The organism is Anaeromyxobacter sp. Red801 (genome assembly GCF_049201065.2).
Taxonomy (GTDB): Bacteria; Myxococcota; Myxococcia; order Myxococcales; family Anaeromyxobacteraceae; genus Anaeromyxobacter.
Genome location: NZ_CM181236.1, coordinates 4,972,864 through 4,996,751, shown reverse-complemented (window position 1 = coordinate 4,996,751; position 23,888 = coordinate 4,972,864). Strand labels below are relative to the sequence as shown.

Genomic DNA, 23,888 nt, shown 5'->3' with positions numbered 1-23,888 from the left:
GCTACCGCGGCACCCAGCTCGTGGTGATGCGCGCCAGCTCCTTCTCGTCCTCCTCGCGCACGATGGCGTGCGCGAAGGCGCCGGGCCCGGTGCGCGCCAGGCGCGAGAGCACCGCGCTGCCGTAGTGGCACTCGGCGAGGTACTGGACCTCCAGCGCCGCCACCCGCGAGCCCGTGTACACGTCCTTCGGGATGGCCTCGAGCGCCCAGGCGACGTAGCTGCCGTTGTTGACGTGCAGGTTGAGGTCGATGTCCTGGTAGCGGACGTGGAAGCGCTTCTGGAACTCCCAGGTGCGCAGCTCCGGCAGCTTGCCCGGCGCGACGTCGATCACCGGCTTGCCGAGCTCGCGCGGGAAGCGCGCGTCGAGCGCCGTCTCCGGGCGCACCGGCTTGCGCGTCTTCACGTCCAGCACGAACCACTGGGTGGTGCCGCGCGCCACCTCGGCGCCGTCCCGGCGGCGCACCACGAAGTCGCGGAGCGCGGCGAGCCGGTCCACGCCGACCGGCCAGGTCTCCACCTCGAGGACGTCGCCCAGCACGATGGGCACCGGCATCTCGGTCCGCTGCCGGACCAGCACCCAGGTCAGCCCCTTCTCCATGAGCGCGTCGATCCCGACGCCCAGCCGGCCGGCGTGCAGGCCGGCGGCCTCCATCAGGAAGCCGGTGAGCGCGGGCGGCGCCAGCGTCCCGAACGCGTCCACCTCGTAGCTGTGGACCGCGAACGACTCCTTGAAGGTCTCCATGCCGCGGCTCTCTATCCGATGTGCGGGCGGAAGGGAACGGCGCCCGGGCCGCACGATCCGACCGGGGCCGCGGCGCCGGTCCGCGGCTTGACGCGACCGGTCGCGTGGGCTGAACTCCGGCGCGATGGCGGACGGGCGGCCCCAGGCCGGCGAGGTGGGCGCGCGGGCGCCGCGGCGCGACGTCCGCTGCGGCGACGGCGTGGCGTTCCTGCGCGAGGCGGCGCCGCTCCCGCCGGACCACGCCCTCGTCACCTCGCTGCCGGACGCCTCGGAGCTGCCCGCCCTCGGCGCGGCGGGCTGGGAGGCGTGGTTCGTGGACGTCGCGGCGCTCGCCTGCGCCGCGGTGGACCCCGGCGCGCCGGCGGTCTTCTACCAGACCGACGTGAAGCGCGACGGCGCCTGGGTGGACAAGGCGCACCTCGTGGCGCTCGGCGCGGCGAGGGCCGGCGCGCGGCTGCTCTTCCACAAGATCGTCTGCCGCGTGCCGCCCGGCACCGCCACCTTCGGCCGGCCCGCCTACGCGCACCTCCTCTGCTGCGCGCGCGCGCTCCGGCTCGACCCGGCCCGCGCCACCCCCGACGTGCTCCCGGCGCTCGGGCAGATGCCGTGGCCGCGGGCCATGGGCGCCGCGGCCTGCGAGGCGGTGGCGCGGTTCCTCCTCGCCGACACGGTCTGCCGGACGGTGGTGGACCCGTTCTGCGGGCTCGGCACCATGCTGGCGGTGGCGAACGCGCACGGCCTGGACGCGGTCGGCGTCGAGCTGTCGCGGCGGCGCGCCGACCGGGCGCGGCGCCTCCACGCCGATCCGGGCGGGCGGCTGCGGCTGCTCCCGCGCGCGCCCGGGGACGGGCCGCCGTGAAGCGGACCGCGAAGCTGGCGCTGCGCAACCGCGAGGCGCTCGCCGCCGCGCTCGACGAGTTCCTGCCCGAGACCGGCGAGGTGCTCGAGCTCGGGAGCGGCACCGGCGAGCACGCCGTGTTCCTCGCGGCCCGCTTCCCCGCGCTCGCGTGGCAGCCCTCGGATCCGGATCCCGAGGCCCGCGCCAGCATCCGCGCCTGGGCGAAGGAGGCGCGGCTCCCGAACCTGCGCCCGCCGCTCGACCTCGACCTCGTCGCGCCGGCCTGGCGGCGCCGGCGCGCCGACGCGGTGCTGTGCGTGAACGTGCTGCACGTCGCGCCGCCGGATCGCGCCGCGGCGCTGTGCCGGGGCGCGGCCGAGGTGCTGCCGGCGGGCGGCGTGCTCTGCGTGTACGGCCCGTTCTCCCACCGCGGCGCGCCGCTCGCCGGGCGCCTGGCGCGCTTCGACGCGGAGCTGCGGGCGCACGACCCGGCGCTCGGGGTGCGCGAGGTGGAGGCGCTCGCCGAGGAGGCGGCGCGCGCCGGGCTCCGGCTCGAGGCCGAGCTGGAGCTGCCCGCGGTCGAGGGCGACCGGCTGCTCGTGTTCCGGCGCGCCGGCTAGCCCGCGAACCGGGCGTTGTGGAGCGCCATCCGGCGGCGCAGCTCGTCGAGCGCGGCGGCCGTGACGAGCCCGCGCTCCACGAAGTACTCGCCGATGCGGCGCTGCTGGCGGAGCTGGCGCCCGAGCAGCGCGAGGAGCTGGAACGAGGTGAGGTAGCCGTGGCGCACGGCCACCTCGCCGAACGGGACCGCGCGCCCGCCGGCGCGGCGCAGCTCGAGGATCCGCGGCACGTCCTCGGGGCGGAGGAAGCCCCAGTCCACCGCGAGGCGGCCGAGCGGCGGCCGCTGCGCGCGCTGCCAGGCCACCGCCTCGACGAACGCGGTCCAGGGGATGACGCCCGCGTGGAAGAGGAACTCGGCGAGCCGGAGCCGGCGCTGCGGCATGGCGGCGGCGCCCGCGGGCCCCGTCGCGCGGCGCGCGTCCGGCGCGGCCGCCGGCGCCGGACGCGGCCGGGGCCCCGGGGCCGCCTCCGGGCGCGCGCCCGTGCCCGGCGCGCGACGCGGCGGGCGCGCGGGGGCGGGGCGCGGGGGCCGGGCGCGCGCGGGGGCGGCGGGGCCGCGCAGCGCGGACAGCACGCGGTAGGCGTCGGCCACCGCGCGGAACTCGCGCGCCAGCTCGTGCTCGGGACGGCCGGTGGCGCCGGCGCGATCGGGGTGGGTCTCGAGGGCGCGCCGGCGGTAGGCGGCCTTCAGCTCGTCGCGCCAGCCGGCGCGGTCGGCGGCGAACCCGGGGCCGAACAGCACCCGCCCGGCGGCGACCACCTCGTCCAGGCTGAGCTCGACCGTCCTCGCCATCCCTGGGCTCCCAGCCCCGCGGGCCCGCCAACCCCGCGATATCGGGCGATGTCCCGGCTTACCCCGCACCCGCCGCCCCGGCCAGTTTTCGCCCCCGCGCGGTAAGCGCGCGCTGACTACCGTCGGGGGCGCCCGCCGTGCGATAAGGGCGCGAAATGATCCGGAAGATCGTCCACATCGACGAGTCGAAGTGCGATGGCTGCGGCCAGTGCATCCCCTCCTGCGCCGAGGGCGCCATCGCGCTGGTGAACGGCAAGGCGCGGCTCTCCGGCGACGCGCTCTGCGACGGGCTGGGCGCCTGCCTGGGCGAGTGCCCGCAGGGCGCCATCACCGTGATCGAGCGCGACGCCGACGCGTTCGACGAGGCGGTGGTCGCCGCGCACCTCGCGCGCCAGGGCCGCGCACCCGCAGCGCACGCGCCCGCCCCGCCCGCCCCGGCGCCCGCGCGCCCGCGCCCGCTGCTCTCGGTGGTGCCGTCCGGCGATCCCGCGCCCCAGGGCGGCGGCTGCCCCGGCTCGCGGAGCCGCACGCTGTCGCCCCGCGCCGCGCCGCCCGCGAGCGCCGCGGCCGCCCCCGCGTCCGGCCAGAGCCGGCTCGCGCACTGGCCGGTCCAGCTCCACCTCGTGCCCGTCGGCGCGCCCTGGCTCGACGGCGCCGACCTGCTCGTCGCGGCGGACTGCGTCCCGTTCGCGTACGCGCGCTTCCACGACGACCTGCTCGCCGGCCACGCGCTCGTGGTCGGCTGCCCGAAGCTCGACGACAACCGCTTCTACGCCGAGAAGCTCGGGCAGATGCTCGCCCGCTCCGACGTCCGCAGCGTGACCGTGGCGCGCATGGAGGTGCCCTGCTGCGGCGGCATCGCCATGGCCGCCCGCCAGGCCATCGCCGCCTCCGGCAAGGCCATCCCGCTCCGCGACGTGGTGGTGGGCGTGGACGGCGCGCTGCACGGTTGAGCGCTACGATCCCGGCGTGACCGCCCGGATCGTCCTGTTCGCGCTCGAGGATCTGCGCGCCCGCCACGCGAGCGCGCTCCTGCCCGGCGCCGACCCGCGCCACGACACCGCGCCGTTCCGGCGCTTCCGCGCCGCGCTGCTCGAGCTCGCCGCCGCCGCGGCCACCGGGCCGGCCGAGCTCTCCATGTGGTGGGAGGGCACGTACAACGGCTACGTGCTGGCGGTCGCCGCCGAGCCCGCCGAGGCGCTCGAGGCCCTCGATCCGTCGCCGGCCTGCCCGCCCGACGGCGAGAGGGTCGCGCCCCCGCGCGCGGACCGGTATCCTCTCGCCCGCGTCGAGCCCGGGCGCGCCGCGGTGGCGCGCGATCCGGACGGCGCCACCTACGAGGCGCCGTTCGGATCGGCCTCCGGCCACTTCGGCGCGCCGGGCATGCGGAGGATCCCATGAAGGCGGTCGTGTTCGGCGGCAAGGGCGGTCCCGAGGTCATCGAGCTGCGCGAGCTGCCGGACCCGTCGCCGGCGCGCGGCGAGGTGCTGGTGCGCGTGCGCGCGGCGGCGCTCAACCGGGCCGACCTGCTGCAGCGGCGCGGGCTCTACCCGCCGCCGCCGGGGACCCGCGAGGACGTGCCGGGCCTGGAGCTCGCCGGCGAGGTGGCCGCGGTCGGCGCGGGCGTCACCGCCTGGAAGCCGGGCGACCGGGTCATGGCCATCGCCGCGGGCGAGGCGCAGGCCGAGCTGTGCCTGGTGCACGAGCGGATGCTGGTGCGCATCCCGGACCGCCTCTCGTTCGAGGAGGCGGGCGCGATCCCGGAGGCCGGGATGACCTCGCACGACGCGCTGTTCACCCTCGGCGGCCTGCGGCCCGGGTGGCCGGTGCTCGTCCACGCCGTCGGTTCGGGCGTCTCCACCGCGGCGGTGCAGATCGCGAAGGCGGCCGGCGCGACGGTGATCGGCACCTCGCGCACGGCCGACAAGCTGGAGCGGGCCCGGGCGCTCGGCCTCGACCACGGCATCCTGGTGGGCAAGGACGAGCCGCGCTTCGCCGACGAGGTGAAGAAGGTCGCCGGCCGGTGCCCGCTGGTGCTCGACTTCGTGGGCGGCCCGTACACCGCCGAGAACCTGGCCGTGCTCGCCACCGGCGGCCGGATCGTGGTGATCGGGACCATGGGCGGCGCGAAGCCGACCGTGGACCTCGGCGCGCTCATGCGCGCGCGGGGCAGCATCGTGGGCACCGTGCTCCGCCCGCGGCCGCTCGAGGAGAAGATCGCGGCCACCCAGGCGTTCGCGAAGGACGTCCTGCCGCTCGTCGCCGCCGGCAAGGTGAAGCCGGTGGTGGACGCGGTGATCCCGGCCGCCCAGGTGCGCGAGGCGCACGAGCGGATGGAGCGGAACGAGAGCTTCGGCAAGCTCGTGCTGGCGTTCTGAGCCGCCCGGGGGCGCCTTGCCGCGCGGGGCCGGCGCACGCACCGTGTGCCGGCATGCGCCTCCTCCATCGCCTCCGCGTCCTCTCGCTCGCCGTCCTGCTCGCCGCCTGCGGCGGCGGCGGCGAGGACCGGCTCCCGCGGCGGAGCTGGGCCTGGGTGGACGTGCCCGGGGCGGAGTGCGCCGACGGCTCGCCCACCGGGATCGGGGTCAGCCGCGGCGACGACGACGCGCGCGTGGTGCTGTTCCTCGACGGCGGGGGCGCGTGCTGGGACGCGGTGACCTGCTTCCAGCTCCGGACCGCCTCCCCCGGGCCCTTCGGCGCGGCGCAGCTCTCCGCCCGCCTCGCGGAGCTGCCCGGCTCGGCGCTGGACCGCACGCTGCCCGGCAACCCGTGGGCCGGCGCGACCCTGGTGTTCGTGCCGTACTGCACCGGGGACGTGCACGCCGGCGACGCGGTCCAGGACTACCCGGGCGCGCCGCGGAGCTGGCGCCATCACGGGCGCGCCAACGTGGAGGCGGCGCTCGACTGGCTCGCGGCGAACCTGCCCGCGCCGGGCCAGGTGGTGGTCTCCGGCGCCAGCGCCGGCGGCTTCGGCGCGCTGCTCGCGTTCGACCGCGCCGCGGGGCGCTGGCCGGCGGCGCGCGCCTACCTGGTGGACGACTCGGGGCCGCCGCTCGTCGGCGACGACTTCTCGCCGGTGCTGCGCGCCGCCTGGTTCGCCGCGTGGCGGCTCGACCGCACCCTGCTCCCGATCTGCCCCGACTGCGCGCTCGATCTCTCGGCGCTCCTGCCGGTGCTGGCGCGCGCCCACCCCGGCGCGCGGCTCGCGCTGCTCTCCTCGCGCCAGGACCAGGTCATCCGCGGCTACGTCGGGCTCGGGCCGGCCGGGTTCGAGGCGGCGCTGCTGCGCCTGGTGGACGAGCGGGTGGCGCCGCTCGCGCAGGCCCGCGCGTTCCTGGTGCCGGGCGAGGGCCACACCCTGCTCGGCGCGCCCGGGACGTTCACGTCGGGTGGCGTGCCGCTGCTCGAGTGGCTGCGCCGGATGGTCGAGGACGATCCCGCCTGGACCACGGCCGGGCGCTAGGCCGGGCCGTGGTCCGCGTCACCCGCGCTACCGCCGGCGGCGCCGCACCGCGCCCGCCAGCCCGAGCAGCGCGAGCAGCCCGCCCGCGCCGCTGCGGCAGCCGCTCGGCGCGATCACGCCGGCCTGCACCCCGCCGCCCGAGCCGCCGCCGGTGCCACTCCCCGTCCCGCTGCCCGGGGCGCCGGGCGCGCCGCCCCCCAGCTCGACGATGCGTCGCGCGATCCGCTCGCGCGCGGCGAGCAGGTCGGCCGGGCTCACCTCGGCGTCGTAGGGGTGCGGGAACAGCGCCCCGGAGATCTCGTGCGCGAGCGCGCCGCCGCCGAGGTCGGTGAGGATCTTCAGGTACTCGTAGTCCTCCATGCCCTCGCGGATCATCTTCAGGCGGATGGACGCGACCGGGATCTGCGTGGTGCCGCCGACCTTGGCCGGCGTGCCCGGGTAGAACAGCGTCCCGTCGCCGTTGCCCGAGAAGTCCCACTGGTTGGCCCAGGGGTCGTGCGAGTACGCCATGGTGGTCTCGTAGTAGAGCTCGCCGGTCACGTCGTGGTTGAACGAGACCCACTCCATGGCGCGGTTCCGCACCGCGGACGCGTCGATCATGTAGCTCGGCCAGCCGGTGAAGTAGCGGTCGGAGTCGCTGGGCGAGCCCATGTCCACGGTGCCCCCGCAGCCGTGGCTCATGCAGCTCTGGTACGTCCACAGCTCGCGGCGCGGCGAGCCGGCCAGGAACGCGTCGTACCTCGCGCGCTGCGGCCCGGCGAACTTCTCGCCGGCGCGGTCGTCGAGGAAGTTCACCACCGGCACCAGCACGTCGATGGCCGAGGTCACGCCGGCCGCGTCCGCCTGCTGGATGGTGGTGGTGACGAGCGTGCGCAGCGCCGGGGTCACCGCGCGCGCCGCGGCGGCGCGCGCCGGGATGTCGCTCCAGGCGCACTGCAGCGGGGGCTCGTCGCAGGTGTACTGGAACAGCCGGTCGTCCCAGCCGCGCGCCTGGAAGAAGCTCGCCCACGAGGCGTAGCTGGAGCTGCCGCCCAGGTACTCGACCGAGGTCGCCTCCGCCCCGGGCAGCGCCGCCGCGGAGGTGCCGTCGAACAGCGGGCCGAAGAAGCTGGAGAAGTGGGTGAGGTCGCGGTTGCCGTCGTCGATGCGCGAGAGCGTGACGCGGTGGTCGAGCGCGAGCTGGCCGTAGCGGGCGCGCAGCGCCGAGAGCGCGTCGCCCGAGACGCCGTGCGCCGTGTTGAGCGTGCCCCAGGACAGGCCGAACGCGCTCTTCAGCGAGGCGGTGGACGGCAGCGTGAACGGCCACACGGTGAGCGTCACCGGCACGGTGGCCTCGCCCCCGCTCCAGGTCACCCGCACCGAGCCGGTGTAGTCGCCCGCCGGCGCGTCGGGCGGCACGTGCACCTCCACCCAGATGGCCCGGCTCTCGCCCGCCGGCACGTCGAACGGGAAGGCGTTGCGCCGCTCGCCCGCCAGCTCGTCCACGTCCGGCACCAGCGCGTCGGGCCAGGGGCCGGTCCCCCCGTCGAGCGCCGAGGGGTTGGCGAGGTTGATGATCGCCTCCCGGTAGAGCCGGAGGGAGAGGGAGGCCGGGCCGGTCAGCCCGGCGGTGGTGGCCCGGACGCCGGCGGCGGCGCCGGTGACCACCACTTGGAACGCCTCGAACTCGTTGCGGGCGGCCGTCAGCGCGGCGCTGCCCTGCGCGCGCGCAGCGGCGGCGGGGCGGATCTTCTCGGTGGAGGTGGCGGTCCAGACCGAGGCGGCCTGGGCGGGGAGCGCTGCGAGGAGCAAGGCGAGGACGGCGGCGGACGCGGGGAGGTCCGCGAGCGGTCGGAGCGTCAAAGGAGGCTCTCCATGTAGGGACGCCGCCCCGATCAGCGTACAGCCTGCCTCCCGGCGTCTCGTTCAGGTGCTGATCTGCCATGAGGGCCGGGGCCGACACCACAGACGGGCGAGCAGGCGCCCGGCGCCGGGCGGGCCGGCGCGCGCCCGCCCGGCCGGCCGCGGCGGCTCACCGTCCGTGACTTGCCTTCCAGTGAACAGGCCCCGCGGCGGCAAGCGCCGCCGCCGGGCGGAGGACCTAGCTTGCGGCCCGATGCGCGTCCTCTACCTGCACTACGGCCCGCAGTCCGGCGTCACCGCCGCCATCACCCGCAGCCTGGCGGAGGCCGGCGCCGAGGTGGTGGAGGCGAACCCTGCCGAGGGCTTCCTGTACCAGCTCCGCCCCGGCTGCCGGATCCCGAACGTCCGGCCCGCGGTGGTGCGCGCGGTCGCCGAGGCGCTGCGCACGCACGGCCGGAGCTGGAAGCCGTACTACCTGCACACCACCTTCGCGTTCGACCACCTCTCGGCGCGGGCGGGCGAGGCCGTCCGGCGCAGCGGGGCCGACGCGGTCGTCCAGGCCGGCGTGCTGTTCTCGCCGGGGCTCGCCCCGGAGGTCCCCTACCACCTGTACCTCGACCACACCCGGGCCATCGCCGAGCGCTACCCGCCGCTCGACGGGCTGCCGCCGCCGGTGCCGTACGCGCCGGAGTGGCGCGCGCGCGAGGAGGCGGTGTACCGGGGCGCCGCCGGCATCTTCACCATGAGCGAGGCCGTCCGCGCCTCGCTCCTCGCCGACTACGGCGTGAGCCCGTCCCGGGTCCACGTGGTGGGCGCCGGCCCGAACGTCGAGCCCGGGCCGCGCGACCTGGGGCTGGCGCGCGAGCCGCTGGTGCTGTTCGTGGGCCGCAACTTCGTGCCGAAGGGCGGGCCGGAGCTGCTCGAGGCGTTCCGCGAGGTGCGCCGCGCCCACCCGCGCGCCCGCCTCGCGCTCGTGACGGGCCGCGCGCCGGCGGCGCTCCCCGAGGGCGTCACCGACCACGGCCTGCTCGGCAGGGAGGCGCTCGGCCGCCTGTACGCCACGGCGGCGGTGTTCGCGCTCCCCACGCTGCGCGAGGCGTTCGGGCTCTCCTTCCTCGAGGCGATGGCCTTCGAGCTGCCGGTGGTGGCGAGCCGGATCGAGGCCATCCCGGAGATCGTGGCCGACGGCGAGACCGGGCTGCTCGTCCCTCCGCGCGATCCCGCCGCCCTCGCGGCCGCGCTGGGCGCGCTGCTCGCCGATCCGGCCCGCGCCCGCGCCATGGGCGCCGCCGGCCGCGCCCGCGCCGCGGCCCGCTTCGGCTGGACGCGCGCCGCCGCGCGCATGCTGGACGTGCTCCGGCCCGCGCCGGCCCTGGCCACGGGCCGGCGCGCGTGAGCGTCAGGGTGGCGGCTGGAGCGTCCGCACCTTGGCGACGAGGTCGGTGAACCAGTCCTGGACCGTGCCGCGCACGTTGTCGTGGTCCTGGTGGTACGCGTTCAGGTGGCAGACGAGCTGGAGCGCGGTCACGCCGTCCCCGGCGTCGGTCGCGACGAGCGACCCGTCCTGCACCTCCACGTTCACCGTGCCGTGGATGCGCTGGTAGCGGAAGCCGATCACCTCCGGCGCCTCGAGGGTGCCCACCAGCGGTCCGCCGCGGTACGCGATCACCCAGTGCACGCGGAGGCCCGACGGGCCGGCCTCGTAGCGGATCTCGAAGGAGAGCGGGAACTCCGGCTCGACCGTGCCGGTGACGTGCCAGTCCGCGCCGTGGATGCGGCTGGTGGCCGGATCCTGCAGCGCCTCCCACACCACCAGGAGCGGCGCGTGCACGTACGCCGCGCCGTGCGCCCAGGACCACTCCGGCCCGTCGCCGTCCACGGTGACCAGCGCCTCGGGGTGCGGATCCCCCTCGACCGGCGCGGGGAAGCTCGCCTTGCAGTCCTCGAGCGGCTCGTAGCCGGCGGCCGGGTCGAAGGGCGTGTCGGTGTTCCCGCAGCCGCGGCCGCACCCGGCGAGCGCGACGACGGCGGCGAGCGCGAGCCGGCGGACGGTGCGCATCGCGACCTCCACGGCCAGCGTAGCGCCGCCCGCGCGGGGCCGGCGCTGCCCTGCTGCGCTCCGCCGTCCGGGGCGCGCGCCGCGGACGCGGGCGGAGGGGCGAACCCGGGACGGCGGACCACGCGCGGTGCGTTGACGGGGCCGCTCCCGGGTGGTGCGCTTCTTCCGTCCATCTCACAGGGGGAACCACCGTGCGCTCCACGCGAATCGCCCTCCTGCTCGCGGCGCTCGCCGCCGCCGGCTGCGGCTCCAGCAGCAACGACAGCGGGCCCACCGAGCTCACCGGCACCGTCCGCGGCCAGCCCTTCACCGTGGTGGAGGCGGCGTTCGCCGGGCCGGAGACCTCGAACGACTGCAGCATCGACATCCCGGGGGTGCCGGCGCCGGTCCCGTACGCGCCCTCCTCGGTGCTGATCGGCTTCTCGAAGAGCCCGGGGCTGTGCCAGACGCTCACCACCCCGTGCGCCATGAAGAAGAGCTTCGGCCTGGTGGGCGGCCTGCTCGTCCACGCGCGCATCAGCCTCACCGGCGCCGCGGTGACCGCGCCGCCGCTCGACGTGGCCAGCTACCCGGTGGTCGCCGACCCCGGCAGCCTCACCCCCGACACGACCGGCGCGGTGCGGGTGGGCATCTTCTCGGCCAACGAGACCGACGACGCCTGCCTGGACAAGCCGTCCATCGACGCGACCGGCACCGCCACGATCAGCGCCATCTCGGCGAACGAGATCCGCGGCTCGCTCGACCTCACCTTCGAGGACGGCGGGAAGCTGGCGGGTCCGTTCGTGGCCACCCGGTGCGACGTCGCCTACGACGCGTGCACCCCGGAGCCGCCCATCTGCAATGGCACGCCGACCTGCAACTGAGGTCGCGTGATCGCGCTCGCCGCCGCGCTCGCCCTCGCGCTCGCGCAGGGGAGCGCCGCGGCCTCGGAGGAGACGGAGCCCGGGCCGTTCCTGGGCGAGGGGACCCGCTACGCGGATCTCCCGGTGGTCCGGCGCGTCCTGCTGGACCTGGTGGCGATCCCGGCCGACGCGCCGCGCTGGAGCGCGCCGGACGCCGCCGGGCTCGCGCTCACGCTGGGCGCCGGGCTGGCGCTCATGTGGCCCGCGGAGCCGTCGCCGGACGTGCGCCTCGACCGCTGGATCACCCGCGAGCTGAACCCGCACCTCCCGGTGGTCTGGAACGACGTGGTGCAGCCGGCGCTCTGGGGCGGGATCGCGGTGGGCGGCCTCGGGACCTGGTGGCTCGCCACCCGACGCGGCGACGCGTACGTGGCGCAGGGCTGCTCGCTCATGGCGGAGGCGCTCACGGTGGCGCAGGCGTACCACGTGTCCGTGAAGCTGCTCGTCGGGCGCGAGGGGCCGCGCGACGGCGAGGGCGAGGGGCGCGTGCTCGGCCCGCGCGCCTCGCTTCGCCTCTACCCCGCCGGCACGCCCTCCGGCCACGCCGCCACGCTCTACTCGCTGCTCTCCGCCGGCACCGCGTACTTCGAGCCGCCGCTCGCGGCCCAGCTCGGGCTGCACGCGCTGGTGGGCGGGCTGGTGGCGTTCCACGTCATCGACCACCGGCACTTCCTCTCCGACTCGCTGCTCGGCTCGGTGCTGGGCTGGTCGGTGGGGCGCTGGGTGGTGCTGCACCGGCGCTCCTCCCCGGACGCGCCGCCGTCGCGCGGGCCCTCGGCCCTCGCGCTCGTGCCGCTCGCGCTGCCGTCCGGCGGCGGGCTGGCGCTCGCCGGGTCGCTGTAGGGCGCGCGAGCTCGTCGCCTCCCCGGCCGGAGTCGAAGGTGCCCTGGCGGGCGGTGCCGCCCGGGCCGGCACGCGCCGCGGCGTGGCGCGAGGCGCATCGTTCGGTGCGGAGGGAACGGCTTGCCCGACTCGATCATCGCCCGAGCGCGCCCGCTCATGGCTGCGCGCCTCGCCGGCGCCGCGCTCACCTTCGCGGTCCCGCTGGTGCTCGCGCGCGTCCTGGTGCCCGCCTCCTACGGGACCTTCAAGCAGGCCTGGCTGCTCTCCCAGACGCTCGCCCTGGTGCTGCCGCTCGGGCTCACCCAGAGCCTCTACTACTTCGTCCCGCGCGACCCCGCCCGCCGCGACCGCTACGTGGCGCAGACCGCCTGGGCGCTGCTCGCGGTGGGCGCCGCGTCCGCGCTGCTGCTGCTCCTGGCGCGGCCCTGGGTGGCGGCGCACTTCGACAACCCCGAGCTCACCCGCAACCTGCCCTGGGTGGCCGCCTTCACCGCGTTCACGGTGGCGGGCGCGCCGCTCGACGTCGCCTGGAACGCCACCGGGCGCATCGGCGCGGCCGCGCTGGTGCGCGTCGCCACCGAGGGCGGCCGCGGCGCCGCCATGGTGGCGGGGGCGCTCCTGTGGCGCTCGGTGGAGGGCGTGTTCGCCGGCATCGCGCTCGCCACCGCGACGCGCGCCGCGCTCTCGCTGTGGCTCCTCGCCCGCCGCCACGGGGTGCGCGGCGACCTCGCGCTGCTCCGGCGGCAGGTGGCGTACGCGCTGCCGTTCGGGCTCGCGTTCGTGCTCATCGTGCCGCAGCAGCAGTGGCACCAGTACGCCGTCGCCGCCGCGGTGAGCGCGGCCGCGTTCGCGGTGTACAGCGTGGGGACGTTCCAGCTCCCGGTGGTGGACGTGCTGTACACGCCGGTGTCGGAGCTGCTGCAGATCGGGCTCGCCGAGCACGAGGGCGCGGGCCGGCCGCCGCGGGCCGGGCTGGCGCTGTTCCACGAGGCGGTGCTGCAGCTCTCCTTCGCGTTCGTGCCGCTGGCCGGCCTGCTCGCGGTGGCGGCGCCGGTGCTGGTGCCGTTCCTGTTCTCGCCCCGCTACGCCGCGGCCGTGCCCATCTTCCGGCTGGCCACCGGCTCGGTGCTGCTCGCGGCGCTGCCGCTCGACGGCGTGATGCGCGCCCGGGCGCAGAACCGGTTCATGCTCGCGCTCTCCGCCGCGAAGCTCGGCGGCACCGCGGCGCTGGTCGCGGGCGGGCTCGCGCTGCTCGGCCCCATCGGCGCGCTCGGCGGCTGGATCGTGGCCGAGGCGGCGGCGCGCGCCGCCATGCTCGCGCGCACCGCGACGCTGTTCGAGGCACCGCTCCGCCAGGCGCTGCCGGTCCGGGCCCTCGCCCGCCAGGTGGGCGCGACCGCGGTCGCCGCGCCCGCCGCCTGGGTGGCCCTGAACGCGCTCGCCGCGCCGCCGTTCTTCCGGCTGGCCGCCTGCGGCCTCGCCTTCGCCGCAGCCTACCTGGGCGTCTCGTGGGCGTTCGGCTGGCTGCCCGCCGGCTGGGTGGGCCTGTTCCGGTCGCGCCGGGGCGTCCGGGCCCCGGCCGCGCCCCCGGAGAGCGCATGACCGCCGGGCGACGACCGGGTCTGGACCCGACCCCGGGGTCGCCCCGGCAGCCGGCGCTGCCCAGGTCCCCTCGCATGCGGCCTCGCGCCCTCGCCGTCGTCCTGCCCGCCCTCCTGCTCGCCGCGCTGACGGTCGCACGCCTGCCCGCCGCCTGGGAGAGCGGGAACGCGCTCAACCACGTGTCCGGCGCCTGGATGACGCTCGCCGACGACCTCGCGCACGGCACGTTCTACCGCCCGCTCGCCTCGGCCGAGCTGGGCTACGGCGGCACCCGCTTCTTCCCGCTCGCGTTCGCGCTGCACGCGGGGCTGCTGCGCCTCGGCGCGCCGCTGCTCGCCTCCGGCTACGCGCTCTCGCTCGCCGCCGGCGCGCTGCTCGTGCTGGGCGGCTTCCTCCTGGCGCGGCGCATGGGGCTGGCGCGCGCGCCCGCGGCGGCGTTCGCGGCGCTCGCGCTGGCGGGCTTCGCCGGGCAGCACGCGCTGTCGGCGGTGCGCGGCGACCTCCTCGCGGTCGCGCTGCAGGCGCTCGGCCTCGCCGCCACGCTCGCCTCGGATCCCGACGCGGACGCGCCGCCGCGCCCGCGCCGCGGCCGGCTCGCGCTCGCGGCGCTCTGCTTCGTGCTCGCGTTCGCGGCCAAGCCCACCGCGCTCACCGCCCCCGCCGCCGCGATCGCGTGGCTCGCGCTGCGGCGCGCGCCCCGGGCTGCGCTCTGGCTCGCCGCCGCCACCGCGGCCGGCGCCGCCGCGGTGACGCTCGCCACCGACCTGCTCTCGCACGGCCGGTTCCTGTCGATCCTGGCCGCCTGCGCCGCCGGCGGCGCCGGGGCGGGCGACCTCCTGCGCGCGCCGCTCCGGCTGGTGCGCCTGCTGGCGGTGGAGGACCGCGCCGGGCTGGTGCTCATCGTCGCGGCCGCCGCCGCGCTCCGCGCCGCCGCACCCCGCACCTGGGCCGGCTGGCGCGCGCCCGCCGCGGGCGGGCTCCTGCTGGCCGCGCTCTGGGTGGCGGCCGCCGCGCTCGGCGTGCTCGCGGTGCTCGCCTCCCCCGGCACCGGCGTGAACCACCTGGTCGAGCTGGAGGCGGCGGGCGCGTCGGCGCTCGCCGCCGCGGCGGCATCCCGTGCCCGGGCGCGGTCGTCGTCGCCCTGGCCCGCGCTCGGCGCCCCGGCGGCGGCGCTGGCGGGCGCGTTGCTCGCCGGCGTCACGTGGCGCGTGGACACGTCCAGCTCCCGGCTCGGCGAGCTGCGCGCGGTCATCTCCGCCCTGCCGCCCGGCCCCGTCCTCTCCGAGGACCCGCTCCTCCCGCTCCTCGCGGGCGAGCGCCCGCTGCTGCTCGACGCGTGGATGCTGCGGCTGTCCTCGGCGCACGACCCCGCGCTGGCGCGCCCGCTGCTCGAGGCGCTCCGCGCCGGCGCGGTGCCGGCGGTGGTGCTGTTCCAGGACCTCGCCGGCCCGGAGGCGGACGCCTGGTACGGCAACGGCAACCTGGGCGCCGCGCCGGTGACGGAGATCCGCGGCGCGTACCGCCGCGCGCTCTGGATCGGCCGGTACCACGTCTACCAGCCGATCGCGCCCGCCCCGCCGCGCGCTCCCGGCGGCGAGGATCGCGTGGTGCTCGCAGGCCCCGTGCCCGCGCCGGCCGCATCCTCCGCGCTGCCGGCCGTGCCGGCCGACGCCCGCGCGCCCGCCGCGGCGCCGCCCGCCGAGGGAACGGCGCGGCGCGCCGCGCGCCGCCCGGGCCCGCCGCCGCGCGGCGGCGAGGCGCGCGGGCCGGCGTTGTGACGGCGGCGAGGCGTCCCGTGCGCACGGGACCCGTCGCCTCCGGGTCGATTGGCCGGTCGGCGGGCTCGCGCTAGAGTCTCCGGCCCATGCGCAAGATCGCTCAGGAATCCTCCACCCCGGCGCCCGGCGCGGCGGGCGCGCCGCACCGCGAGCTGACCGTCCGCGCCGTGGGCGTCGCCATCGTGGTGGCCGCCATCATGGGCGCGGCCGAGCCGACGGTGGTGCTGCGCATCGGCTACGGGCCGAACATCTCCGTCGTGAGCGCGTTCCTCGGCTTCATCGCGCTCTCGCTCCTCGGCCTCGCCACGCGCGTGCGCGCCACGCGCTGGGAGACGAACCTGGTGCAGACGGCCGGCACCGCCGCCGGCTCGGGCGTGGGCTTCATGTCGGTGGTGCTCGCGGCCATCGACATGCTGAACCAGCGCGGGCTGCTGAACCTGCACCTCAGCCCGCTCCAGATCTTCGCGTGGCTCGCGCCCTCCGGCCTGCTCGGCGTGCTCCTCGCGGTGCCGCTGCGCAAGCACTACATCGACCAGGAGAACCTCACCTTCGCCGACGGCACCGCCGCCGGCGAGACGCTGCTCGTGCTCGACCAGGGGCCGAGGGAGGCCGGGCCGCGCGTGGCGGCGCTCGGGCTGGGCGGCGCCATCTCGGCCGGCTTCGTGGCGCTGCGGCAGGGCCTGGGGTGGATCCCGGAGACGATCTCCTTCCGCTTCCTCACCCCGCACGCCGAGGCGCTCCGCGTCGGCTCGGAGCTGGGCGTGCTCTCGCTCGGGGCCGGGCTCCTCATCGGCCTGCGGGTCACCCTCTCCATGGGCCTCGGGCTGGTGCTCGCGTGGCTGGTCGCGCCCGAGCCGCTGTTCCGGGCCGGGCTGGTGCCGGAGCTGACCTTCAACTCGGTGCTGCAGCGCTGGATCATGTGGCCGGCCACCGGGCTCATGGTCGCGGGCGGCCTCGCCGCGCTGGTGCTCAAGTGGAAGGTGATCGCGAAGACCTTCCGCGGGATGTCGGCGAAGGGCGCCACCGACGGCGGCGACTTTCCCATGCGCTGGGTGGCGTGGGGCGCGATCGGCTGCACGGTGGCGCTGGTGGCGGTGCAGAAGATCTCGCTCGGCTTCCCCATCTGGCTGTCGCTCGTGTCGGTGGGGCTCTCGCTCATCCTGATGCTGGTCGGCATCCGCGTGCTGGGCGAGACGAACTGGGCGCCCATCAGCGCCATGGCGAACGTGATGCAGGCGGTGTTCGCGGTGCTCGCCCCGGGGCACGTGCCCATCAACATGGTGGGCTCGGGCATGAGCGGCTCGGTGGCCGCGAACGGCGAGCACCTGATGCAGGACTACAAGGCCGGCAAGATCGTCGGCTCCACCAACCGGAACCTCACCATCCTGCAGCTCGTCGGCGTGCCGGTGGGCGCGCTGGCGGTCGCGATCGCCTACCCGGCCGTGCGGGCCAAGTACGGCATCGGCGGCGAGGGCGGCCTCACCTCGCCGATCAGCGTGAAGTGGGCAGGCTTCGCCGAGCTCCTCTCGCAGGGCTTCGGCGCGCTCGCGCCGAGCGCGGTCGTGGCGCTCGGGATCGCGCTCGTCGTGGGCGTGGTGCTCACCGTGCTCGAGTCGCACCCGCGCATCGGCCGCTTCGTGCCCTCCCCCACCGCCGTCGGCCTGGGCATGCTCATCCCCGGCTTCGCCATCTTCCCGATGGTGGTGGGCGGCCTGATCCAGGACCTCTGGAAGCGGCTCTCGCCGCGGACCGAGGAGATCTACAACACCCCGCTCGCCTCCGGCTTCATCACCGGCGAGGCGCTGGTGCTGCTGGTGCTGGCGCTCATGGCGCTGTAGGAGGCGGGCGTGACGAAGCGGATGCGGCTCGCCGACCTCGAGCGCGAGCGCTCGCGCGCCCGCGGCGCGCGGCGGCTCCTCCCCTGGGCGGTCGCGAGCGCGATCGCGGCCGGGCTGCTGGTGGGCACGGCCGGCGCCGGCTGGCGCGGCGGCGTGGCGGTCGCGGGGGTGGGGCTGCTCTTCGCGGCGTTCGCCGCGGCGGCGTCCGTCGCGCGCTGCCCCTCGTGCGGGGCGCCGCTCCGCAGGGAAAGCGACCGGCCGGCCCCGGGGGGACGTCCGGGACCGGCCGATCCGGTGCGGGAGCAACACTGCGCGCGCTGCGGGGCCCGCTTCGACTGAGCCCCGCGACGCGGGGGACTACGGCACGAACTCGACGTGCGGGCTCATCTGGCGAGCCAGCGGCGACTCGGTGAGCAGGCGGAGCGCCCGTTCGAGCTTCTTGTCGCCGATGCCCGGGACCGCCTCGTACGCGGCGGAGATGAGGTCTCCGAGCGTCGTGACCATGCGGCGGGGCGCGAGGTGCTTCATGCGGCGGCGGGCCTTGCGGTTCATGGATCCCTCCGTGTCTCGAGCGTGCGGTTCCTACCGATAGCAATCCGCTTGCCTTGGCCCGAGCGACGAGGTTACAGGGGCTTGCCGCCGGAGACCCCACCCCGACCGGTAAGGATTTCAGCCCGGCCCGCGAAATCCCGACAGCGTGCTGTCGGTTTTCCACCGGTTCGCACCAAGCCCGAAGGACGCCTCATGCCGACCCAGCCCTCCCGCGACCTCCAGACCTTCCCGAACCCGAAGCCCGGACGCCCGTTCGAGATCGCGATGGAGTGCCCGGAGTTCACCTGCGTGTGCCCGATGACCGGGCAGCCGGACTTCGCCACCATCCGCCTCCGCTACGTGCCGGCCGAGCGCTGCGTGGAGCTGAAGAGCCTGAAGCTCTACCTGTGGAGCTTCCGGGACGAGGGCACGTTCCACGAGGCGGTCACGAACCGCATCTGCGACGACCTCGTGGCCGCGCTCGCGCCGCGCTGGATCGAGGTCGTGGGCGACTTCGCCGTCCGCGGCGGCATCCACACGGTCGTGACCGCGCGCCACGGCGAGAAGCCCGCCGGCGTCTGAGCGCGGTCGGCCCCGCCGCGGCACGATCCCCGCGCCGCCCGGCGCCCGGGCGGGCGTGCGCGCGCCCCTGTCAGGCTTCCCCTTCACCCCCCCGCACTGCACCTTGAGGTCCGGGGAGGGGAGGGAGGATGCGGAGAGGGCGGCTCTCGATCGCGTACGTCCATTACGGGTCCCAGAGCGGGGTCACGGCGGCGATCGCCGCGGCGCTCGGCGAGCGGGGGCACGAGCTCCGGCTGGTCGCGGCCACCGGCGACCTCGAGCCGCGCGACCCCGCCACGCGGCGGCTGCGCCCCGCGCCCCCGGTCGTCGCGCACCTGGCCCTGGCCGCGGCGCGCTACGGGCGGCTCGCGCTCCGGCACCGGTGGAACACGACCTACGCCTGGGATCGCCACGCGTCCCGCGCCGGCGAGCGCCTGCGCGCGCTCGCGCCGGCGCCGGACCTGGTGCTCCAGAACGGGGCGCTGTTCGCGCCGGGCCTCCCGCCGCCCCTGCCCTACGCGCTCCTGCTCGACCACACCCGCGCGCTGGCGCAGGCGAGCCCGCCCTGGCCGGCGGCCGGCCTGGCCGCGCCGGTGGACTACGGCCCCGGCTGGCGGGCGCGCGAGGCGGCGGTGTACGGCGGCGCGCGCGTGATCGCGACGTTCTCGGCCAACGTGGCCCGCTCGCTGGTGCGCGACTACGGCGTGGACCGCGCCCGCATCGCGGTGGTGGGCGCCGGCGCGAACGTGTTCCCGGACGAGGCGCCCCGGCGCGACGACGGCCGCACGCTCCTGTTCGTGGGCAAGGACTTCCGGCGCAAGGGCGGCCCCATCCTGCTCGACGCGTTCGCCCGCCTGCGCCGCCGCCGCCCGCGCGCCCGGCTGCTGGTGGCGGGGCCGCGGGAGGTGCCGCCGCTGCCCGAGGGCGCCTTCCACCTCGGGCCGGTCGCCACCGAGGAGCTGCCCGCCCTGCTCGCCCAGGCCACGGCGCTGGTGCTGCCCACGCTGCGCGAGCCGTTCGGGATCGCGTTCCTCGACGCCATGGCGTGCGGCGTGCCCTGCGTCGGCACGCGCATCGAGGCGGTGCCGGAGATCGTCGTCGAGGGGGAGACCGGGGTGCTCGTGCCGCCCGGCGACGCGGTCGCGCTCGCCGGGGCGCTGGAGCGGCTCCTCGACGACCCGCAGGGCGCGCGGGCCATGGGCGCCCGCGGGCGTTCGCGGGTGGCGGCGCGGTTCACCTGGGCCCGCGTCGCGGCGCGGCTGGAGCGCGCGCTGCAGCGCGCGGTGGGCGGCGACGCGCCCGGGCCGCGCGCGCCCCGCCGGGCGCGGCCCGTACCCACGGTGCGCACGGTGCCGCCCGCGCCGCGTGAGACGGTTCTCACCCTGAACTGAGCGTCCGGCCGGGGCCGCCCGGGCGTGGGGTGGTACACGGTACGCGCATGGGCGCGGGGGACGCCGCGGCGCGCAACCTGGGCAGCCGCGCGAACGCGGTTACAATCCCGTCCGCTTGTCCGGATCCGGAATGTCCGCCCCCGCCACCTTCGAGCCGGCGTCGCTCGTCGGCACCTGCCTCGACGGTCGGTACGAGCTGACCGGCCACCTGGCCACGGGCGGCATGGGCGCGGTGTTCCAGGCCCGGCACGTCCACCTGCGCAAGGACCTGGCGGTGAAGGTGCTCCGGCCGGAGCTGTCGGCCTCGCCGGACCTGGTGGAGCGGTTCCGCCGCGAGGCGGAGATCGCGAGCGCGCTCCAGCACGATCACATCGTCCACGTCACGGACTTCGGCCGCACCGAGGAGGGCTGGCTGTTCCTCGCCATGGAGCTGCTCACCGGCGAGAGCCTGTTCGACCGGCTCCGGCGCGAGGGCGCGCTCGCGCCCGCCGCGGCCGTGCCGGTGCTCTGGCAGATCTGCGCCGGCCTCGGCGCCGCCCACGCCATGGGCGTCGTGCACCGCGACCTGAAGCCGGAGAACGTGTTCCTGGCGCGGACCGGCAGCGGCCGCGAGGTGGCGAAGATCCTCGACTTCGGCATCGCCAAGATGACCGACCCGAGCTCCGGCTGCGCCACGCAGGCGGGCATGGTGGTGGGCACGCCCGAGTACCTCGCGCCGGAGCAGGCCACCGGCGGCGCGGTGGACGCGCGCGCGGACCTCTACGCGGTCGGGCTCATCGCCTGGCGGATGCTGGCCGGGCACCACCCGTTCACCGCGCCCGACGCGCGCGGGCTGCTCATGAAGCAGGCCACCGCGCCGGTGCCGCCGCTCGCCGAGGCGCGCCCGGAGCTCGCCGCCTGGCCGGAGCTCGTGGCCGTGGTGGCCCGCGCCTGCGAGAAGGAGCCCGCCGCGCGGCCCGCCAGCGCGGCCGAGCTGGGCGAGGCGCTGGCCGCGGCGCTCGGCCCGGGGTTCGCGCTGCCGCCCGGCGCGACGCCCGCGCCCTCCCCGCCCCCGCTCGCCTCGGCCGAGTTCGAGCTGGTGGCCCCGGAGCTCCCGACCCCGCCCGTCGCGGCGCCCCGCACGCTCACGCTGCCGGGCGCGCCCGCCGTCGCCGTGCGCGGCCCCCGCGCCGCGGCCCGCCGGCTCGCCGCCCGCGGCGCCGGTGCGCTCGCCCGCGCCGCCGCGTCGCTGGCCCGCGCCCGGGCCGCCGCCCGCCCCGCGCTCGAGGCGCTCGGGCGCCGCGCCGCCGCCGGCGCGCGCGCCCACCCCCGCCGCGCCGCCACGGTGGCAGGCGCGGGCCTGCTCGCGGTCGCGCTCGCGGGCGGCATCGCCTGGGCGCGGGCGCGCCCGGCCGCCGAGGCGCGCGAGCACCTCGCGGCGGGCCGGCCCGCCGAGGCGAGGCTCGCGCTCGAGGCCGCGCTCCGCAGCCGCCCGAAAGACGCGGAGCTGCTCCTCCTGCACGGCCGCGCCCTGCACCGGATCCCGGGCCGGGCCGCGGACGGCGTGGAGGCCTACCAGGCCGCGCGCGAGGCCGGCGTGCTCGACGCGGAGGCGCGCTCCGACCTGGCGCGGGACCTCGGCGGCGAGCGCAGCCTCGCCGATCGCGCCGCGCGCCTGCTCCGCGACGAGGGTGCGCGCGCCATCCCGGTGCTCGCGGGCGCGGCGGCGGCCGGGACCGGCGTGCAGCGGCTGCGCGCGCTGGCGGTGCTGCGGGACCTCGGCGCCGAGGAGGAGGTGGAGCGGCAGGCGGCGTACGGCGCGCTCCTCGCCGACCCGGACTGCGACGTGCGCCGCGCCGCCGCCCGGCGCCTGGGCGAGCTGGCCGATCCGGCCGCGCTGCCCCGGCTGCGCGAGGCGGCCGCCGCCCGCGCCGAGAAGCGCGGGCTGTTCGGGCTCACCAGCACCCGCGTCCCCGCCTGCGGCGCGCCCGAGGCGGCCGAGGCCGTCCGCCGCATCGAGGCGGCGCAGTAGCGGCGCCGCGCCGGGGGGCGCCCGCCCTCAGCGGGACGGCTTCAGCACGATCGCGCCGTCGTGGCGGCCGCCCTCGAGCGCGCGATGCGCCTCCGCCGCGTCGCGCAGCGCGTAGCGCGCCGCCACCGGCACGCGCACGCCGTCCCGCCAGGCGGCGAGCACCGCCGCGGCGCCCTCGCGGTAGCGTGCCGCGTCCTCCATGAAGCGGAGCACGCTCGGCCGCGCCAGCGCGACGGAGCGCGCCCTCGCGAGCTCGGCGAGCGCCGCCGGCGCCGCGTCGCCGCCGACCTGGCCGATGCTGGCCAGCGTGCCGGAGGGGCGCACGGCGTCGAGCGAGCGGCGCAGCGTGTCGCCGCCGACGCCGTCGATCGCGAGCGCCACGCCCTCGCCGCCCGTCCAGTCGCGCACCGCCTGCACGAAGTCCTCGGCGCGATAGTTCACCGCGCGGTCCAGCCCGTTCGCGCGGGCGACCTCGGCCCTGGCCGCGCTGCTGACCGTGCCGATCGTGCGCAGGCCGAGCCGCTTCGCCCATCGCGTGAGCAGCAGGCCGAGCCCGCCGGCGGCGGCGTGGATCAGCACCGCGTCGCCGGCGCGCAGCGACGCCCCGCGGGCGAGCAGCATGTGCGCGGTCGTGCCGCGCAGCAGCAGCACCGCGGCGTCGTCGTCGCCGAGGGTGGCCGGCAGGCGCACCAGGCGATCCGCGGCGATCAGCCGGTGGCCGACGTAGCCGCCCGGCGGGCCGCCGGCCCAGGCGACGCGGTCGCCGACGGCGACGCCCTCGACGCCGGCGCCGACCGCCTCGACCACGCCGGCGGCCTCGACCACGCCGGCGGCCTCGACGCCGAGCACCGCCGGGCCCGGCGGCAGCGGATGGCGGCCGCTGCGGTGGTACACGTCCACGTAGTTCACGCCGATGGCGGCATGGCGCAGCAGCGCCTCGCCCGGACCGGGCGCGGCGAGGTGGATGCGGGCCGGCTGCAGCGCGGCGGCGCCACCGGGCTGGTGCAGGTGGATGGCTTCGGTGTGCATGGGGGTTGGCTCCCTGGGTCGTGGATGGCGGCACGATAGGCCGTGCGCCCGCACACGGAACCTCCAGGAGATCGCCCATCCGGTGTGCGAAAATGCACGGACGATGCTGGACTGGGACGACCTGAGGCACTTCGTGGCGGTGGCGCGGCTGGGCAGCCTGTCCGCCGCCGCGCGCGAGCTGCGCGTCGAGCACACCACCGTGGCGCGGCGCGTGGACGCGCTGGAGGCGACGCTCGGCGTGCGCCTGTTCGACCGACTGGCGCGCGGGTGGCGCCCGACCGTCGAGGGCGAGCGGCTGCTGGAGCCGGCGCGGCGGCTCGAGGACGACGCGCTCGCCTTCGAGCGCCAGGCGCTGGGCAGCGCGCCCCTGTCCGGCACGGTGCGGGTCTCGGTGCCGCCCAGCCTGGCCACCGCGCTGCTGGCGCGCGACCTGGACGCGCTGCGCGGCGGGCACGCCGGCATCGTGGTGGAGCTGGTGGCCGAGACGCGCAGCGCCAGCCTCGACCGCCGCGAGGCCGACCTGGCGTTGCGCCTGCAGCGCCCGTCGGCGCCCGGGCTGGTGGTGCGCCGCGTCGCCGAGCTGCGCTACGCCGCCTACGCGACCCCGGCCTACCTCGCCGCGCACGCGCCCTCCGGCTGGCGGTTCCTCGGCTACGACGACAGCCTGCGCGAGGTGCCGCAGCAGCAGTGGCTGGAGCGCCGCGCCGGGGCGCGTCCGTTCGCGCTGCGCAGCAACGACCTCGCGGTGATCCACGCCGCGGCGGCGGCCGGGGGAGGCGTCGCGGCCTTGCCGGCCTTCCTCGGGGCCGCCGACCCGGCGCTGGTGCAGGTCGACGTGGGCGGCGCGCCGCCGCCGCGCACGCTGTGGCTCGTGATGCACGCGGACGTGCGGCGCTCGCAGCGCGTCGCCGCGGTCGCAGAGGCGCTGGGCGCCTGGCTGGAGCGCGAGGCGGCGTGGCTGCGCGACGGCGTCGCGCCCGCGACCGGCCCGCGCGCCGGCGCCGGGGCGAGGCGGCGGAGGACGCGGCGGCGCTGAACGCCATC

23 protein-coding genes are annotated in these 23,888 nt (G+C 77.7%); 17 read left to right on the top strand and 6 right to left on the bottom strand.

What is annotated here, in order from left to right:
• Window position 1: 1 nt before the first annotated feature.
• Window positions 2-742, bottom strand: a complete 741-nt coding sequence (locus ACOQFB_RS23005) for an acyl-[acyl-carrier-protein] thioesterase (protein WP_059438955.1) — start codon at window positions 740-742, stop codon at window positions 2-4.
• Between the two features lie 124 nt (window positions 743-866).
• Between ACOQFB_RS23005 and ACOQFB_RS23000 the strand changes: the two genes are divergently transcribed.
• Together ACOQFB_RS23000 and ACOQFB_RS22995 are read left to right on the top strand one after the other, a co-directional pair.
• Entirely contained in the window at window positions 867-1,601 is a 735-nt protein-coding gene (locus tag ACOQFB_RS23000) for an SAM-dependent methyltransferase (RefSeq protein WP_421610874.1), read from the top strand.
• Complete coding sequence (locus tag ACOQFB_RS22995; protein ID WP_059438957.1) at window positions 1,598-2,200, top strand: DUF938 domain-containing protein; 603 nt, start codon at window positions 1,598-1,600, stop codon at window positions 2,198-2,200. Before ACOQFB_RS23000 ends, ACOQFB_RS22995 begins: the two co-directional genes overlap by 4 nt.
• On the opposite strand, the gene ACOQFB_RS22990 is transcribed toward ACOQFB_RS22995, so the two are convergent.
• Window positions 2,197-2,994 carry a DnaJ domain-containing protein gene (locus tag ACOQFB_RS22990; RefSeq protein ID WP_494492384.1) on the bottom strand — a complete coding sequence of 266 codons (798 nt, stop codon included), beginning with the start codon at window positions 2,992-2,994 and terminating at the stop codon, window positions 2,197-2,199. The two genes, ACOQFB_RS22995 and ACOQFB_RS22990, sit on opposite strands and share 4 nt — an antisense overlap.
• Before the next feature lie 155 nt (window positions 2,995-3,149).
• Between ACOQFB_RS22990 and ACOQFB_RS22985 the strand changes: the two genes are divergently transcribed.
• From ACOQFB_RS22985 to ACOQFB_RS22970, 4 genes are read left to right on the top strand one after another with little or no spacing between them, the layout of a single operon-like run.
• A complete protein-coding gene (locus ACOQFB_RS22985) occupies window positions 3,150-3,947 on the top strand; it encodes an ATP-binding protein (protein WP_421610961.1) in 798 nt (265 codons plus the stop codon).
• Window positions 3,948-3,963: 16 nt separating this feature from the next.
• Window positions 3,964-4,395 (top strand): hypothetical protein, encoded by a 432-nt coding sequence (locus ACOQFB_RS22980; protein ID WP_059438626.1) that lies wholly within the window; start codon window positions 3,964-3,966, stop codon window positions 4,393-4,395.
• Window positions 4,392-5,372 (top strand): NAD(P)H-quinone oxidoreductase, encoded by a 981-nt coding sequence (locus ACOQFB_RS22975; protein ID WP_059438627.1) that lies wholly within the window; start codon window positions 4,392-4,394, stop codon window positions 5,370-5,372. The genes ACOQFB_RS22980 and ACOQFB_RS22975 overlap by 4 nt, the downstream gene beginning before the upstream one ends.
• Before the next feature lie 53 nt (window positions 5,373-5,425).
• Window positions 5,426-6,457: a pectin acetylesterase-family hydrolase gene (locus tag ACOQFB_RS22970; protein ID WP_421610960.1), complete on the top strand. Its 1,032-nt coding sequence runs from the start codon at window positions 5,426-5,428 to the stop codon at window positions 6,455-6,457.
• A 27-nt stretch (window positions 6,458-6,484) separates the two neighbouring features.
• On the opposite strand, the gene ACOQFB_RS22965 is transcribed toward ACOQFB_RS22970, so the two are convergent.
• Window positions 6,485-8,299, bottom strand: coding sequence for a DUF4091 domain-containing protein (locus tag ACOQFB_RS22965; protein WP_421610959.1), 1,815 nt, complete (start codon window positions 8,297-8,299; stop codon window positions 6,485-6,487).
• A 253-nt stretch (window positions 8,300-8,552) separates the two neighbouring features.
• Between ACOQFB_RS22965 and ACOQFB_RS22960 the strand changes: the two genes are divergently transcribed.
• Window positions 8,553-9,695 carry a glycosyltransferase family 4 protein gene (locus ACOQFB_RS22960; protein WP_421610958.1) on the top strand — a complete coding sequence of 381 codons (1,143 nt, stop codon included), beginning with the start codon at window positions 8,553-8,555 and terminating at the stop codon, window positions 9,693-9,695.
• Window positions 9,696-9,698: 3 nt separating this feature from the next.
• Here the strand turns inward: ACOQFB_RS22960 and ACOQFB_RS22955 are convergent, their stop codons facing one another.
• Complete coding sequence (locus tag ACOQFB_RS22955; RefSeq protein ID WP_059438633.1) at window positions 9,699-10,358, bottom strand: hypothetical protein; 660 nt, start codon at window positions 10,356-10,358, stop codon at window positions 9,699-9,701.
• A 191-nt stretch (window positions 10,359-10,549) separates the two neighbouring features.
• Between ACOQFB_RS22955 and ACOQFB_RS22950 the strand changes: the two genes are divergently transcribed.
• The 6 genes from ACOQFB_RS22950 to ACOQFB_RS22925 all read left to right on the top strand — a co-directional run bounded on the left by ACOQFB_RS22950 (window position 10,550) and on the right by ACOQFB_RS22925 (window position 17,660).
• Window positions 10,550-11,221 (top strand): hypothetical protein, encoded by a 672-nt coding sequence (locus ACOQFB_RS22950; protein ID WP_059438630.1) that lies wholly within the window; start codon window positions 10,550-10,552, stop codon window positions 11,219-11,221.
• A gap of 6 nt (window positions 11,222-11,227) precedes the next feature.
• Window positions 11,228-12,103 (top strand): phosphatase PAP2 family protein, encoded by an 876-nt coding sequence (locus tag ACOQFB_RS22945; RefSeq protein WP_059438631.1) that lies wholly within the window; start codon window positions 11,228-11,230, stop codon window positions 12,101-12,103.
• Between the two features lie 120 nt (window positions 12,104-12,223).
• Window positions 12,224-13,705: a lipopolysaccharide biosynthesis protein gene (locus tag ACOQFB_RS22940; RefSeq protein WP_059438632.1), complete on the top strand. Its 1,482-nt coding sequence runs from the start codon at window positions 12,224-12,226 to the stop codon at window positions 13,703-13,705.
• A 74-nt stretch (window positions 13,706-13,779) separates the two neighbouring features.
• Window positions 13,780-15,483: a hypothetical protein gene (locus ACOQFB_RS22935; RefSeq protein WP_421610957.1), complete on the top strand. Its 1,704-nt coding sequence runs from the start codon at window positions 13,780-13,782 to the stop codon at window positions 15,481-15,483.
• 86 nt (window positions 15,484-15,569) lie between these two features.
• Entirely contained in the window at window positions 15,570-17,321 is a 1,752-nt protein-coding gene (locus ACOQFB_RS22930) for an OPT/YSL family transporter (protein WP_059439400.1), read from the top strand.
• A 9-nt stretch (window positions 17,322-17,330) separates the two neighbouring features.
• Window positions 17,331-17,660, top strand: coding sequence for a hypothetical protein (locus tag ACOQFB_RS22925; RefSeq protein ID WP_237758189.1), 330 nt, complete (start codon window positions 17,331-17,333; stop codon window positions 17,658-17,660).
• A gap of 18 nt (window positions 17,661-17,678) precedes the next feature.
• Here the strand turns inward: ACOQFB_RS22925 and ACOQFB_RS22920 are convergent, their stop codons facing one another.
• Complete coding sequence (locus ACOQFB_RS22920) at window positions 17,679-17,873, bottom strand: hypothetical protein (RefSeq protein ID WP_041453749.1); 195 nt, start codon at window positions 17,871-17,873, stop codon at window positions 17,679-17,681.
• A 192-nt stretch (window positions 17,874-18,065) separates the two neighbouring features.
• On the opposite strand from ACOQFB_RS22920, the gene queF reads away from it, so the two are divergent.
• From queF to ACOQFB_RS22905, 3 genes are all read left to right on the top strand, one after another.
• Window positions 18,066-18,434: a preQ(1) synthase gene (queF, locus tag ACOQFB_RS22915; RefSeq protein ID WP_059439401.1), complete on the top strand. Its 369-nt coding sequence runs from the start codon at window positions 18,066-18,068 to the stop codon at window positions 18,432-18,434.
• A 128-nt stretch (window positions 18,435-18,562) separates the two neighbouring features.
• Entirely contained in the window at window positions 18,563-19,804 is a 1,242-nt protein-coding gene (locus ACOQFB_RS22910) for a glycosyltransferase family 4 protein (RefSeq protein ID WP_059439402.1), read from the top strand.
• Window positions 19,805-19,919: 115 nt separating this feature from the next.
• Window positions 19,920-21,815 carry a protein kinase domain-containing protein gene (locus ACOQFB_RS22905; protein WP_494492383.1) on the top strand — a complete coding sequence of 632 codons (1,896 nt, stop codon included), beginning with the start codon at window positions 19,920-19,922 and terminating at the stop codon, window positions 21,813-21,815.
• 27 nt (window positions 21,816-21,842) lie between these two features.
• On the opposite strand, the gene ACOQFB_RS22900 is transcribed toward ACOQFB_RS22905, so the two are convergent.
• On the bottom strand, window positions 21,843-22,844 hold the full coding sequence (locus ACOQFB_RS22900) for a quinone oxidoreductase family protein (RefSeq protein ID WP_421610519.1): 1,002 nt from the start codon (window positions 22,842-22,844) through the stop codon (window positions 21,843-21,845).
• Between the two features lie 103 nt (window positions 22,845-22,947).
• On the opposite strand from ACOQFB_RS22900, the gene ACOQFB_RS22895 reads away from it, so the two are divergent.
• Window positions 22,948-23,880 (top strand): LysR family transcriptional regulator, encoded by a 933-nt coding sequence (locus tag ACOQFB_RS22895; protein ID WP_059438254.1) that lies wholly within the window; start codon window positions 22,948-22,950, stop codon window positions 23,878-23,880.
• Window positions 23,881-23,888 lie beyond the last annotated feature (8 nt).